The sequence below is a fragment of the Aeromonas sp. 2692-1 genome (genome assembly GCF_013085505.1).
GTDB classification, from domain to species: Bacteria; Pseudomonadota; Gammaproteobacteria; order Enterobacterales; family Aeromonadaceae; genus Aeromonas; species Aeromonas hydrophila.
Map to the genome: position 1 here is coordinate 1565502 of NZ_CP038513.1, position 12898 is coordinate 1578399.

At 61.0% G+C, this 12898-nt stretch carries 21 protein-coding genes; all 21 read right to left on the bottom strand.

Going from position 1 to position 12898, the window contains the following annotated elements:
• Positions 1 to 23 precede the first annotated feature (23 nt).
• Positions 24 to 1070, bottom strand: a complete 1047-nt coding sequence (locus E5E97_RS07640) for an acyltransferase (protein ID WP_171280084.1) — start codon at positions 1068 to 1070, stop codon at positions 24 to 26.
• A gap of 107 nt (positions 1071 to 1177) precedes the next feature.
• The gene (locus E5E97_RS07645) at positions 1178 to 1360 is read right to left on the bottom strand and encodes a hypothetical protein (RefSeq protein WP_171280085.1); all 183 of its coding nucleotides are present in this window, start codon (positions 1358 to 1360) and stop codon (positions 1178 to 1180) included.
• A gap of 13 nt (positions 1361 to 1373) precedes the next feature.
• Positions 1374 to 2570, bottom strand: a complete 1197-nt coding sequence (locus E5E97_RS07650; protein WP_171280086.1) for a phage tail protein — start codon at positions 2568 to 2570, stop codon at positions 1374 to 1376.
• A 1-nt stretch (position 2571) separates the two neighbouring features.
• A complete protein-coding gene (locus E5E97_RS07655) occupies positions 2572 to 3987 on the bottom strand; it encodes a phage tail protein I (RefSeq protein ID WP_171280087.1) in 1416 nt (471 codons plus the stop codon).
• Entirely contained in the window at positions 3987 to 4388 is a 402-nt protein-coding gene (locus E5E97_RS07660; RefSeq protein WP_171280088.1) for a hypothetical protein, read from the bottom strand. Before E5E97_RS07660 ends, E5E97_RS07655 begins: the two co-directional genes overlap by 1 nt.
• A gap of 10 nt (positions 4389 to 4398) precedes the next feature.
• Positions 4399 to 5271 carry a baseplate J/gp47 family protein gene (locus E5E97_RS07665; protein WP_253265154.1) on the bottom strand — a complete coding sequence of 291 codons (873 nt, stop codon included), beginning with the start codon at positions 5269 to 5271 and terminating at the stop codon, positions 4399 to 4401.
• A gap of 5 nt (positions 5272 to 5276) precedes the next feature.
• A complete protein-coding gene (locus tag E5E97_RS07670) occupies positions 5277 to 5636 on the bottom strand; it encodes a GPW/gp25 family protein (protein ID WP_171280090.1) in 360 nt (119 codons plus the stop codon).
• Positions 5633 to 6205 carry a phage baseplate assembly protein V gene (locus tag E5E97_RS07675; RefSeq protein ID WP_171280091.1) on the bottom strand — a complete coding sequence of 191 codons (573 nt, stop codon included), beginning with the start codon at positions 6203 to 6205 and terminating at the stop codon, positions 5633 to 5635. The genes E5E97_RS07670 and E5E97_RS07675 overlap by 4 nt, the downstream gene beginning before the upstream one ends.
• Positions 6206 to 6283: 78 nt before the next feature.
• The gene (locus tag E5E97_RS07680; protein ID WP_171280092.1) at positions 6284 to 6742 is read right to left on the bottom strand and encodes a phage virion morphogenesis protein; all 459 of its coding nucleotides are present in this window, start codon (positions 6740 to 6742) and stop codon (positions 6284 to 6286) included.
• Positions 6724 to 7194 (bottom strand): phage tail protein, encoded by a 471-nt coding sequence (locus tag E5E97_RS07685; protein ID WP_171280093.1) that lies wholly within the window; start codon positions 7192 to 7194, stop codon positions 6724 to 6726. The genes E5E97_RS07680 and E5E97_RS07685 overlap by 19 nt, the downstream gene beginning before the upstream one ends.
• Complete coding sequence (gene lysC, locus E5E97_RS23415; RefSeq protein WP_253265155.1) at positions 7169 to 7420, bottom strand: Rz1-like lysis system protein LysC; 252 nt, start codon at positions 7418 to 7420, stop codon at positions 7169 to 7171. The genes E5E97_RS07685 and lysC overlap by 26 nt, the downstream gene beginning before the upstream one ends.
• A complete protein-coding gene (gene lysB, locus E5E97_RS23475) occupies positions 7305 to 7778 on the bottom strand; it encodes an Rz-like lysis system protein LysB (RefSeq protein WP_171280094.1) in 474 nt (157 codons plus the stop codon). The genes lysC and lysB overlap by 116 nt, the downstream gene beginning before the upstream one ends.
• The gene (locus tag E5E97_RS07695; RefSeq protein ID WP_171280095.1) at positions 7768 to 8589 is read right to left on the bottom strand and encodes an N-acetylmuramidase family protein; all 822 of its coding nucleotides are present in this window, start codon (positions 8587 to 8589) and stop codon (positions 7768 to 7770) included. The genes lysB and E5E97_RS07695 overlap by 11 nt, the downstream gene beginning before the upstream one ends.
• Entirely contained in the window at positions 8586 to 8891 is a 306-nt protein-coding gene (locus E5E97_RS07700) for a phage holin family protein (RefSeq protein WP_171280096.1), read from the bottom strand. The genes E5E97_RS07695 and E5E97_RS07700 overlap by 4 nt, the downstream gene beginning before the upstream one ends.
• Position 8892: 1 nt before the next feature.
• On the bottom strand, positions 8893 to 9255 hold the full coding sequence (locus E5E97_RS07705) for a putative holin (RefSeq protein WP_017411174.1): 363 nt from the start codon (positions 9253 to 9255) through the stop codon (positions 8893 to 8895).
• Positions 9256 to 9270: 15 nt separating this feature from the next.
• Positions 9271 to 9513 carry a TraR/DksA C4-type zinc finger protein gene (locus E5E97_RS07710; RefSeq protein WP_253265143.1) on the bottom strand — a complete coding sequence of 81 codons (243 nt, stop codon included), beginning with the start codon at positions 9511 to 9513 and terminating at the stop codon, positions 9271 to 9273.
• On the bottom strand, positions 9504 to 9707 hold the full coding sequence (locus tag E5E97_RS07715) for a tail protein X (protein WP_171280097.1): 204 nt from the start codon (positions 9705 to 9707) through the stop codon (positions 9504 to 9506). The genes E5E97_RS07710 and E5E97_RS07715 overlap by 10 nt, the downstream gene beginning before the upstream one ends.
• Positions 9707 to 10177, bottom strand: a complete 471-nt coding sequence (locus E5E97_RS07720) for a head completion/stabilization protein (protein WP_171280098.1) — start codon at positions 10175 to 10177, stop codon at positions 9707 to 9709. Before E5E97_RS07720 ends, E5E97_RS07715 begins: the two co-directional genes overlap by 1 nt.
• Before the next feature lie 106 nt (positions 10178 to 10283).
• Positions 10284 to 10967, bottom strand: coding sequence for a phage terminase small subunit (gene gpM / locus E5E97_RS07725; RefSeq protein WP_171280099.1), 684 nt, complete (start codon positions 10965 to 10967; stop codon positions 10284 to 10286).
• A gap of 9 nt (positions 10968 to 10976) precedes the next feature.
• Positions 10977 to 12029, bottom strand: coding sequence for a phage major capsid protein, P2 family (locus E5E97_RS07730; protein WP_171280100.1), 1053 nt, complete (start codon positions 12027 to 12029; stop codon positions 10977 to 10979).
• A 12-nt stretch (positions 12030 to 12041) separates the two neighbouring features.
• Complete coding sequence (locus E5E97_RS07735; RefSeq protein ID WP_171280101.1) at positions 12042 to 12872, bottom strand: GPO family capsid scaffolding protein; 831 nt, start codon at positions 12870 to 12872, stop codon at positions 12042 to 12044.
• Positions 12873 to 12898 lie beyond the last annotated feature (26 nt).

Below are 12898 nucleotides of genomic sequence, written 5' to 3' on the forward strand. Positions count from 1 at the left end.
TTATATCAAGTAACCTTAGCTAATTATTTGGTAACTTGTTTTATTCGCTTCACTATATATTCTAGTGGGATGTCTATAAGTGTTGCAAAGAAACATGAAATTGCAAAGCAAATAATAGTCATGAATATGTTCATGTTATATCTAGCAATCATATCACTAATGGTTGGCATGTGTTTTATAACTAGGCTGAGAACAAGTATATGGATCAGATAAATGCCGTATGTTTTTTTTCCAAAAAATGATATGAAATTTACAGTACGCACACCTAATCCTCTAAAGAAAGATGACTCCTTAGAAAACAACAAGAATAGACCCGAGGTGAATATTAGCATGGTTGCATTCACGTCGTACTGTTGGAATGTAAAGCCAAATTTATTTGGAGTTAACCACGTCAATACGGCTGTCATCAACAGACCAAACGCCACCATTGACAGTGACATGTTGAATGAGAACAGCTCTCTGCACTTAAACAAAAGACCACCACAGATAAAATAAAGCATCCAGATGTATATTTCCGGTGCCAAAAATATATTGGGAATGTTTGTTGCGTATTGCACTATCTGATAGTTTGAACTTACAGCATGGAGAACCATTATTAGTATGAATGCTCTTTTTGCTCCTAACGCTGACATTCCATGCATCATTGAGCTTAACGCAGGAGTTAAAAGGTAAAGGCCAATCATCACATAAATAAACCAATAGTGCACTGATATACTTGTTTGGCTGGATAGTAATGCAGTGCTAAAACCTTTCAATGTAGCTGTGCTGAATATAGTTAGGTCGCCAGCGCAGGCATAGTGAATATAAGCATAGGAAACAAAAGGTATCAAAATAGAAGAGAATCTAGTGATATACCATTTTGAAATGGATTTTACTTCATGCGTTAATAGGAAAGCGCCTGAAATAATAAAAAATATTGGGAGTCCAGATCTTACAATTGCTTGTAACAGCATATTTATGTAATCAGACGTAGTTCCAGTTCCAGCATATAGGGGGATCGTATGTATACCCACAACCATAAATGCAGATATTAATCTCAGAACATCTATGCCAATATCTCGATTCATCATTTGATCTCGATTGCTAAAATTTTTCCATTATACATTAATCTACTAGTGTATTAATATTTATTTTTATAGTTAGCCCTGGTGAAGGCAGAGCTAACTAATGATCTTGATTATGGATGGTCCCTTAATATTGGATAGCCATTGTCATCGGCCGCCAAAATGGCTTTAGCTTGGCCTTTCACCATGCTGTCCCTGGTAGCCTTGGTGATCTCTTTGGCGTCTTTCGGAATGGCGGTGCTGGCGTGGATGTCAGTGTCATAAAAGCCCATGGTGGAGGCTGAAAAATAGATCATTGTGATCTCCTTGCTATGCGCCGATGGCGATCCAGTTGGTGGAATAGGTTCCGCTGGAGCGGCAAACCAGTCTAGTTCTTTCTTTTGTGCAGGCCACATAGCCGACGTTACCTGATTCGGCGGTGTAGTCGCACGACACGGTGGCGCCCCAGCAGGCGGTTGGGAATGCAATGGGGAAGGAAATCCCGAAGTCATAGGTTGATGCACCGACCCCAGTCCCCCATTGGATGATGATCCCGCCCATCCACGTTGGTAAGCAGATATATCCTACTGACCCGAGCAAGACGGAAAATCCCGACCGGAGTTTTTTCGGGGTGATGGCGACATCGTCGGCGGTACCCGCATCGGTTTGCACCTGGGTAGCCACCTTCATCATGCCAAGTACGGTTTCGGTGGCCTGTTTGACCCATGCCAGCAGTTTTTTGGCGGTGACGAATTTGGTGTCATCTGTACCGGCATTCACCTCTGCCTGGGTGGCGATCTGCGCCTTACCCTTGCCCCCTTCGGTTGCTGAGGGGAGAACAACTGCCCCGGTCATACCATCGACCGACTGCACTGCGTCGGTGGGGGTGAGCAGTTCTTGCCAGTTGGCCAGGGTCGAGGCGCCCGCCACCCGCAGGATGAAGCTCTTGTTCAGGTCGGTGCGCACCGCGACATCACCGATTTCAGCGGTCAGGGCCAGCATGGCGGCCTGGGTACCGACGACAAAGGTGTCGGTGATGGCGGTGGCCGGGATCTGGGCGACGGGCACCTTGCCGCCACTGTCCAGGGTCGCTACCCCGTTGGCGGCGCCCTTCTGGCTGCTGGGCACGGCATCGGTGATGCCATAGCCCGACAAGGTGGTGGGGTTGCTGCCGGCGGTGACGTTGCCCTTGGCATCGACGGTGACGGAGCGATAGGTCCCCGCCACGACCCCGGAGTTTTTATAGGTGGCGATGATGGAGATGTTGCCGCTGCCATCGAACGAGGCCTGACCGGTCACATCCCCGGCCACGGCGATGGTGCGCGCCGTGGTGAGCTTGTTGGCCTTGCCCGCAGCGGTGGTGCCGCCTTCCAGGTCATCCATGTGCTTTTTCAGGTAGGCGGTGCGGTTCGCCAGCGCCTGGGCCTGCTTGTTGGATGTGCCACCCGGGCCACCGAGCACCGGGTCGCTGGTTTCGAGCTGATAGACGCCTGCGTCCCAGCTCACCACCTCTTGTAAATTCGCCATATCAGGAGGCTCCGTGGTTGTAGTTGCCGTTGTAGGTTGCGGCGCCGTTGTAGGTTATGGGCGCCTGGGTGTAATCGAGGGCCGCCAGATGGCAGCGGGCCGGGGCCATCTCTGCCAGCAGGCGCCGGATGCGGTTCGCCTGCACGGTGGTGACCGGGCGGGCGAGGATGACGCGATAGACAGCCCACTGGGACGGATCCCCGTGGGGTTCGTTGCCGTTGAATGCGAGCGTGCCGTCATAGCGGCGGCCCGTAGCGCGTTCGATGATGGTGCTGTCGCCAAACCCCAGCACGGCCAGCGCCTCCTTGATGGCCCAGGGGGTGCCTTTGCGCTGATGCAGGCGGAACGAGGCGCTGATGAGGGCTCGCTGCTGGTCTTCTGACTCGGCCAGATCCCACCAATCCACCGACCTGGCCCAGGCGAGCCAGGGCAACAGCGGGGCCGGGCAGGTGTCAGCAAAGCGGGTGGTGGTGATCACCTCCGGCGTCACTGTGCTGGCCAGGGTGGCAGCAGCGAGGTGCTCCAGCCGGGTGGCAGAGGGCGGCAGCAGATCCCGGGTGGTCGGCAATGGCAGGGGCAGGCGATGCACCTTGGCCGCGCCGAAGGTGCAGCCATCAAAGCCCCGTGTGGTCAGGCGGGTGGTGCTGGCAATCGGCGAGGGCGCCGATGGCAGCAGCGAGGCCGGGACCAGTGCGGCGGTGATGGCGGGCAGACCGGGTGGCGGTACCTCCTGGGCCAGCGGATAGAGGATCCGTGCGTACTTGGCGACGGGGCTCCCAACTGCGCCAGTGAAGGGGGTCGCGGCCTGGGCCAGCCGGGCATTGAGCCTTTGGGCACCACTTTGACCATCAGACAGGGCGCCGACTATCTGGCGCACTCGGGCCCGGTGGCTACCCAGGGCACCAAGATCAACCCCTGCAGGAGCGAGGCGTTGCCCCAAGGTCGGCGCCTCGATGGCATCAGGCTGCATGCCGCCTGCCCCGAGTCTGGCCCTGACCGTGGCCACCCCCAGTGCGCCCGCACTGAGTCCCGCCAAGGTGATCTGGGTGGACATCTCGGCCGCCCCCATGGCGAGCAGGTCGCCCAGAGTCGCCACGCTGGCCCTGGCTGTGGTGTCCGGGGCGCCATTGGCGCCAGCCTCGACGGCGCCGGGTGCGGTGCGGTGGGTCAGCTTGCCCGTGCCTGCTGCAAACTGACTGACCCCGGTGGGCCTGGCGCGCTGTAATGCCGCCATGCCACCGATTTGCCCTGCCGCTATCCCGCCCGGTGACAGGCCGACCCTGACCCCGGCAATGGCGACCGGCGCGGGGTCATCGTCACCCGGCAGGGTGCCCCGGTAGATCGCCGCCCCGTCGAATGACAGGGTGCCGTCGTGATAGGTCAGTGACCCGCGCCAGACGGGATAGAGGGTTGCCATCAGAGTTTGAAGATCTTATTGGCGCCGGGGTCCCAGGCGATGATGATGTCGCCGCCGTTCGTGCTGACCGGCAGACCCGCCGCCGTGTCGAACAGGGCGATCAGCGGGCTGGTCGCGGCGCTGCCGGTGTCTTTGTAAATGGCGCAATACTTCACCGCCGCCGTGGGCACGGCACTGAAGGTGACGTCGGCGGCGTCCAGCACCCCGCCGGTGACTGTCTTGCTGGTCAGGGTCTGCGGGGTGCCGACCACGTGGGACGAGAGCGTGCTGAAAAACTCGTCGCTGCCCAGGGTAGGGGCGTAGGTGTCTTTGATCAGCGCGCACTTGAGGGTGTCGGCACTGGCGTTAATGGCGCCGGTGAGAAACTTCTCGCGGCCTTTGTCATAGAGGGCGTTTGCCATGGTCTGGTCCTTAATCGAGGTGGAGGGTGGTGAGTTTGGCGGCCTGCTGCGCCGTGCAGGTGACATCTGCCAGCGGTGCGCGCAGGGTGACGCTGTCGATCCCCGGCTGGTGCAGGGCGGCATAGATGGCCGAGAGCGGGACGGTGGCCCCGACCCGGTAATAGGCGGCAGCGGTCTGGTTCATGGCGGCAGTGGCCGCCGCAATGGCCTGCTCTTTGCCAAGGCCGGTGGCGTTGAGGGTGGCATCGACGGCATAGGGTTTGATCTGGGCGGGCTCGACGGCCACCAGATCGCACAGGGGGCGCACATCATCGGCCGAGAGCGCCTGGCTGACCCGATTGAGGGTGTCGGCACTGGGTTGGCCGGCAGGGGAGAGCAGGGTCACCCGCACGGTACCTGGGGAGGGGCTGTCGACGGCCACATCCGCCACCTCGGCACTGGCCGACAGGGCGTGAAACTTGTAGGCATTGACCGGTCCCGCAGTGGTCAACCCCTCAAAGGCCATCTGACCGCGCATGCGCAGACGGTCATCCGACTCATAGACAGGCTCGACAGGCGGATTGGCCGCCGGATCCCCCGGAGTGACCAGCAGGCGGGCGATGTTGTATTCACCAACCACGTGGTCGAGGGTGGTGCCGCTGGCAAAGGCGAGCAGAGTTTGCTTGGCGGCATCGTTGATGCGGGCCCGCAGTACCACCTCCCGATAGGCGTTCTCTTGCAGCAGCTTGTTGAGCGGCTCGGATTCGAGTTCCAGGGTGGCGGCGATGGCGGCTTGCTGGTCTGCCGGGTAGTAGCTCACCAGGGTGGCCTTGCGCTCGGCCAGGATGGTCTCGAAATCGAGAGGCTCCACCACCGAGGGCGGCGGGAGCTGGGTCAAATCCACGTTGCTCAATTGGCGGCTCCTGTGGGAATGGCGATAGAAGCAGACTCCGGCGCGCCGCCGTCCTTGCGCTGCCAGGTGAGCTCGACGGTGAGGGCGCCATTCATGCCGCCGCCCAGCACATCGACCCGGGTGATGGTGATGCGGGGTTCCCAGTTGATAAGGGCCTGCACGGTGGCAGCCATCAGGCGCAGGCGAGTGGCCTGATGCTGGGGCTGGTCGATGAGGTAGAACAGCTCGCTGCCGTAGTCGCGGCGCATGACCCGGGAACCCACCGGGGTGATCAGGATGTCGCGCACCGACTGGATAATGTGGTCGGTGGCGCTGATGGCGCGGCCAGTGGCTGAATTCATGCCGAGCCAGTTCATTGCGGGCCCCCGGAGGTGCCGCTGCCGGTACTGACGTTGCCGTGCTTGTGGGTGGTCACCTCGATGCCGCCAATCTTGGCGCTGGGGGCAGTGATCTTGCCGCCCGCCTCGATGGTCGAACCGACCTTGAGCGCCTGGGTGCATTCCACCAGGGGGGTGATGAGCTTGACGGTGACGGAGGCCGAGAGGGTGGCGGTCTTGATGCCGGTGGCATTGAGCGTCCCGGTGGCCGGGTTGTATTCGATGACGGCGCCATCGCTGTATTCGGTGCGGTCGAGATCCGGGTTGTCATCGTCTGCCAAGGGTTCTGGGAAGGCGATGCAGTTGATGGGGCCGACGATGTAGGCATTGCGTAGATCGCCGCTGACCGACAGCAACAGCACCTGCTCGCCGATGGAGAGGCGATGGCGGGTGCGGTTCTTCCCGGCCCGTGCTGCAGCATAGGGTCGCCAGTTGGTGATGAGGTCGCCGGTCTTGACGCGACATTCCCCTGATCGCACGGCGGTGACGGTGCCGATGCGTATCAGGTTGTCTATCAGGCGTTGGAGTTCAGTCGGGGTCGGTTGCATGGGGCCATTGTTTTGGGCAATGGCGGGCAAGGCGAGGGGCGGCCAGTGTGTACGGCGCTGGCACACTGGCGGCGGTGGTTATAGTCCTTTGGTGAGGTGGGCGAGCAGGGTGGTTTCTAGCTGGTCACGCTCTTGTTCTGTGATGCCGAGCAGTTCCCGCGCTGGGTATGAGATCTCGCGGCCCTTGATGCGGTCTTTGAGGCCATATTGGTGAATGGTGGCGAGGCGGTTGGCGGTGCCGACAAACTCGACTACGGCTTGATGTTCATTGGCGCGGGCCTTGAGCCAGGAAGGGTTACTGATCTTGAAGAACATCTTGCGGCGCAGGCGTCCCCGGTTTTTTTTCAGCTTGGGCTGAGGCTTGCGCGGGGCCATAGGGCTGCCATCGGGCTGGAGGTTGGCTCGGATCCGCTGGGCCTGGCTTGCGCGCAAGGTGCGGGCCATTTCGCCCGCCAACTGACGGCGGGCGGCGGGCTCCATGCTGGCCAGCAAGCCATCGGCCCAACTGGTCAGGCGGCTCAGTTCGTCGGTGGCCATGGCTGATATTCCCCGTTGATGAACAATTCCCAGGTGATGCCGTCATGAGGGTCTTCCGGCGGCTCGGGCAGGTGCTCCCAGCCAATGCCCTGCTCGTTTTGCCACACCCTGACCCGCTCTGTCAGCTTGACGGTGATGATGAGATCCATCAGGTCGTTGGCGAGGTATTCAGCCTCGAAGGTGATGCTCTCCTTGCGCTGCTCGTCGTTGGTCATCAGCTCAGGCTGATGTTGGCGCAGCCAGGCCAGCAGCGGCACCATGATCTGATCCGGGTGGCCGGCAAAGTCCTCAATGCCAATGGTGAGTGGGTATTGCCACTCGAACGAGAGCGAGCGGGCGCCGGTGCTTTCGACATTGCCCGGGGCGATGAAGATGTGCAGCTTGTCGGGGTTGGTCTTGAGGTGGGGCACACAGCGGGTCAGCACCTCACGGATCTGTTTTGGCTTTTCCATGCTCCCTCCCGTTCTGGTGGCGTTGCTGGCAGGTGATGAGGCTATCGACCTTGGCGGCGCAGCTGGCCCAGGCCGCCTCGGTCTGGGTCAGCTGGTCGAGCAGATCGCCGTTATTGGCCGGGCTGGCCGGCGGCAGTTGGCATGGGGTCAGGCCCTGACAGGTGAGCCTGATAATCTGCGGCGCCGGTGATGGCGGGGCGCTGGAGCAGCCTGATAACAGGATCAGGCAGAGGGCTATCAGCCCAAGTCCGAAGTTCAGCATTTTCACGTTTGAGCCTCTTGATGGTGTCGGCGCGGGTGGCGGCGGTCATCGACAGTTCGCCGAGCTGGCTTTGTAGTTGGGCTGCGGCTTCTGCCTGGGCGTCCAGCTCGCTGTTGAGGGTATCGATGGCCCTGTCTTTGGTCTTCTCCCGCCGCTCGGCCTCGACGGCCTTGTCGTTGGCCGCCTTGAGGTCGCTTTCCAGGGTGGTGACCTGGCCTTGGGCGGTCGCCGCCGAGGTGGCCGACCAGCCCCAGCCACCCATGGCGACGGCCAAGGCGATCAGCAACCAGGTGAGAGGGGAGCGCAGGAGGTTAGGCCACATCCGCCACCTCCTTCACCGGATAGACCTTGGCAAAGTGGTCATATGCCTTGGCCAGCTTGGTGTCGTAGTCGTTTTCTTTGTAGGCCGGGCCGTTGTAGCGGCGGGCAAAGTCGGCCCACTTTCGACCCAGCAGGGCCTTGTGCATGGCGGCGTCTTGCTGGATGAAATGGCACAGGGCGGTGAGGTGGTCCACCTCGCTGCGCTGCATGGCGGCCTGCCAGTCGCTGGCCGAGGCAAAGCCCAGCGCCTGCCAGTGGAAGCCCATGATCTGGAACATCCCCCAACTGGCCGACTCGATGGCCGCCTCCCGGTGCAGGCTGATGGCGAGTTGCAGCCTCTCCCACTCGGCGGCACCGCCCGCATAGCCGCCGCGCTTGGGGTTGACCAGGTTGGGGTAGTTGGCGGCCATCTGGTCGGCGGTGGCTTTGCCCTGGTGCTTGGTGAGCTGCTTGTAGAACACATGCCGCTCGAACAGCACCACCGGGCGCTGGTCTTGCGTGAAGCCTTCGCCGATGCTTTCGACCTGGGCAACGGTGGCCATGGTGGCGAGCGGCAGGCCCAGCAGGTCAGCCCCGCTCAGCATGTGGTTGATGGTCAGCTGGTTGCCGCGTTCGCTGCCGAGCAAGGCGGCCATGGTTCTGGGGCCAGCCTGACCGATGGCGGCGATCATATGGTCCTGCTGGAAGGCGAGCAGGGCCTGTTCGGTAGCCCCGCCAAACCAGCCGTCAGGCTCCACCGGATAACCGGCTTTGGTGAGGCGGCGCTGCAGATCGGCCACGGCGGTGCCGGTATCCCCTTTTTTCAGGCTCATGGCTGAAATCTCCCATTCAGGTGGCGGGCGGTGGTTGGCTGCTGGCGGCGCGGCAGCAGGCGCATGACGGATCCCCGCGACCCGATCAGGGCGGTGAGCAGTACGGCGGCCAGCAGCACCGCAGCGGGATCTGGCGCTGGCATGACACCGAGCAAGACGCGCAGCGGCACGGACCCGGCGGCGACGGTGATGACCCATGCCAGCAGGGCCGGCAGGGGGCGATAGTCTCCCCCGTTGCGGTTGAAGGTTGCCAGTCGCAGGGCGATGGCGGCGCAGATCATGGCGTAGAGGATGGTCAGCATGTCAGCCCCCTTTGCGGAGTTTGAGCAGGTCTTCCGGCGTTTTGCGCAGGATCCACTGCAACAGGTGGACGGCCAACGCCGAGGCCAGCATTGCGCCGACGGCCCTGGGGACTTCGACACTGAGCGGCAGCACGCTGGCCAGCATGGCGGCAACCAGCGGTGCCGCCAGCGCGCCCGCCACGAAGGCGGCAACGAACAGGCCCGCTTTGCGCAGGTTGCCGAGCTCGGCGGTGGTGGCGATGAACACCAGCGCCCCGGCGAATGCACCGAGCAGGACGCCGGGGTCAACGCCCGGGAAGAGTGACAGCAGCGCCAGACCGGTGAGGGTGCTGGTTGCTGCACTGGATGAGATCGGTTCTGGCATCGTGCTCTCCTGTGGTTATCGTTTGCCGCCGTAGTGGCGAGCAGTTTGGAATTCGGTGATGGTCTGGCACTCGGCGCAGCGCTCGCAGCCCCGGATCGCTTCACGGCGCGCCTGCGGGATGGGGTTTTCGCAGTCGATGCAGTAGTGGGGGCCGGTGCCGCTGATGCGGGCGGTGTGGATGCGAGCAGCGATTTGCTGATCGCTGATGTCGGCCAGTCGTTCGAGTTCGTCGTCGAGGCGGCTCATGGTCAGTCCCATAGCTGGATCAGCGGCTGCTCGGCCTGGGTGGGGGCCGCTGGCATGTTGATGAGGGTTCCGGTCGGGAGGATGGGGCCGAGCGCGGCCAAACCGGGGTTGAGTTCGAGCACTTGCTCGGTGATGCCTGCGGTGTAGCCGTAGTGCCGGAACAGGATGAGATCGAGGGTGTCGCCCTGCTGGCTGCGCAGTCGCATCAGATCAGCTCCACCGTGTTATGGGTGGTGCCGAGGATGTCGCGGATGGCAAAGCGGGCATCCCGGTAGAGGTCGTCAGAGCTGATGACTTTGGCATCCGCCCCTTTGACGCCGTCACCAGTGGCGCTGTAGTCGGTGTAACGCTCTAGCAGGTTGGCGCGGGTCATGGCATAGACGGCGCGCCGGTAGCTGTGCAGGTGTACCGATTCGTTGTTGATGACCTCGATCGGGACAGCGGCCAGGGTGGCGTGGCCTTCTACCTGACGGGCACTGCGCCAATCTGCCAGATCCCGGTTGACGCTGGTGATGGCGTCGACCACTGCATGTTTGAGGCGGGCGGTGGTGACTGTGCCATCAAGCCGGACTGTCTCGCGCAGGTCAGCCAGCGAGATCGCGGGCCAGAAGGGGCTGTTGGCTATCTCCCCTTCATCTGGCGCGGTCGGTGCTGTGGCAATGAATCCGGTGCTCATGGTGCTCCTGTGTCTGTTTATCCGCAGGTTGGGCGGTGGTCGGGCCGTCTGGTATGCCGCTGGCATTCGTCAGGCCCGAGCCGCCCAGGGTGCGGGGTTCGCTCGGTTAGCTGCCGCCGCCTTGGGCGTCGGGCTGCTGTTCTTTTTTCAGTTCACGCTCGAGCACTTCGAGCTCTTTCTTGATGCCGACCTTGTCGTGCAGTTCGATGGCTCGGCGGTAGTGCTCGGCGGCTTGCTGCTTGAGCCCTTCGGCGTAGCAGGCGCGGCCAACCGCCTTGTGCAGCTTGGCGCGCACCTGATCGAAGATGTCGCAGTCGGCCAGCAGACTGAGGTAAGCGGTGAGCAGCTCGCAGGTTGGGCCTGCGCCAGCCTCTTGCTGCTTGATGGCGGTGTCGGCCACCTCTTCGGCGATCATGGTGGCGGCGGTGCGCTCGTAGCGGTCCGGGGTACTCAGGCCATGGCGGATCACGTAGGACGCCATGGGAAGGGCCCCTTCCAGATCGCCGGTGTCGAGGGTCCAGAGCATGACGGTCACCAGGACGTCATCTTGTCCGCCCCGATCGGCGGCCAGCAGGCCATCAATCCAGGGTTTGTAGACGGCCAACATGGGGCGCTTGGCGTCGATCTTGCGCTCGATGCTCTGGATGCCTTTGAGGGTGCGGCGGTGTTCGGCCAGTTGCATCAGTTGCAGCTCGTAGGCGTTGGCGCGTTGTTGGTCGAACTGAGGGTTGGTCGCCCCTTGCAGGGCGGCCAGTTTGCGTTCGCGGTTGCGACGGGCAGGTGATGTCATGTATCCCCCTTAACCGCCAGCGGCCGGTTTCGGCCCGATGACGATGTTTTCAATCAGGGCGACGCAGTCGTAATCCTCGACCACATAGGCGTCGTTGGAGCTTTCGTAGTTGACGACACGGTCGCGGTGAGGTTCTTCCGCGATATGGCGGCGGCGGGCACCTTCCTGCGGGTAGATGGAGAGGTTTTTCAGCTTGGTGATGAGAATGGCATTGTCCGGGAAGAAGGGGACGCGCACCGCTGGCAGGTTACCGATCTGCTTTTGGCTCACCAGCACTTGACCGGCCAGCTTGTCCTGGTTGTTGTCAGCGTTGTTGATGATGGGGAAGTATTTATCGGCCAGCAGTTTGCGACCGCAGATGGCAACCAGATCGGTGTCGTCCTGATACCAGGGGGCGATAGCCTCGTTGACGGCATCGAATACCAGCGCATCGAGGTTGTGGTAGTCGCCTTCCTTGGTGTCTGCGTCGTTCTTCGGCTGATAGACATAGATCTTGCCGGAGCCCGGTTCGCCTTCATCCATCACTTTTGCCGGGGCTTCTTCACGGATGTGATACAGCCAGCCTTTGTTCACGTCTTGCAGCAGCGGGTTGGTCTGACGGTTGGTGTTCTTCTCCACGGCGACGCCATTCCAGCCAATCATGATGCGGTCGAGCCCCTGCCGTTTGAGGATGGCATCGCGGATACGGGTCTGGAAGTCGGGGAACTTGGCCCAGATATCCAGTTTGTTGTAAGGGAGGCTGGTGTCGTAGTTGGTCTTGGCACACTCGTATTCATTGGAATAGAGCGTGCTGGGGTCGTTGGGTTCACGAACGTTGGTGCTGGTATCGGTGCGGCCTGCAATGGTGCCGGCGATGTCGATGCCAACTTTCTCTCCCTTAATCTCTGTGACATGGATGATCTGGATCATTTTCAGGAATTCGACCGATTCCTGCATTTTGGTTTCCAGGGTCTGCTGGACGCTCGGCTGCACGTTGAACTGCACCGCGGCGCTGGATACGGCGTTGAGTTTGGCCACCTGGCCGGTGAACTCGTTGAACTTCTGGCGGGTTTCGTTACGCATTGGGCATGGTCCTTAGCAGTCGGTTTGAATGGTGGTGCCATCGCTACCGGTGGCTGGCTGGCGTTTGTGGCTGAAATCTTCCTGGCCTTCCAGGTTGGCGGTGAGGGCGGCCAGCGCCTTGGCGGTGGCTTCCTGCTGGCTGGTCAGTTCGGTGATGGTCTGGGCCTGCTCGGTGAACTTCTTCTGCAGGTCGGCATCGAGGCTGGTCACTTCTTTCGCGACTGTCTCGACGGCCTGGTGCACATCGCTGAGATCGGCGGTGGATTGCTTCTTGTGGGTGGAGAACAGCGCGGTGACCCGTTCCAGCAGGCCTGGGCCTTTGTCGCCCTCTTCGGTGAATTCGACCTCGGTTTCGATGGCGCAGGTAAACAGGTTGGTCGATTTTTGCTTGCGCGCTGCCAGCGGACTTTTGTCACCAGCACCGGCGCAGAACTGGAGGTATTCGGTACCGAGGCTTGCGGGGGTGTTGGTCACTGCAAGACCTACCAGGTAGGCCTCGCCGGTACCGGCAAAGTCCAGATCCAGCTCGACGGAGGTGTAAACCTTCTGGCGGGCTTTGTTGAGTTTGATCAGGTCTTCGGTCGGGTCGATATCGGCGAACAGGGCCATTTTCTTTTTGCCGTCGATCTCGACCTCTTCGGCATAGACGGAGAGCACGTCGCCATAGGCGCGAAAATCGCTATCAGGGAACGGGCTGAGGTAGTGTTCGAGGTTGACGCGGGCGCCGTACTTTTCGCGGTTGTAGTTTTTGGCTGCCTGGGTGAGCCATTCCGGCGCGATGGTGCGGCCGTCGGTGGTTTGGCCTGCCACCGCGACGCGCTTGAATTTTGCTTTCTTCGCCATGAGCTGGGATCCCTTTGGTGATTGGG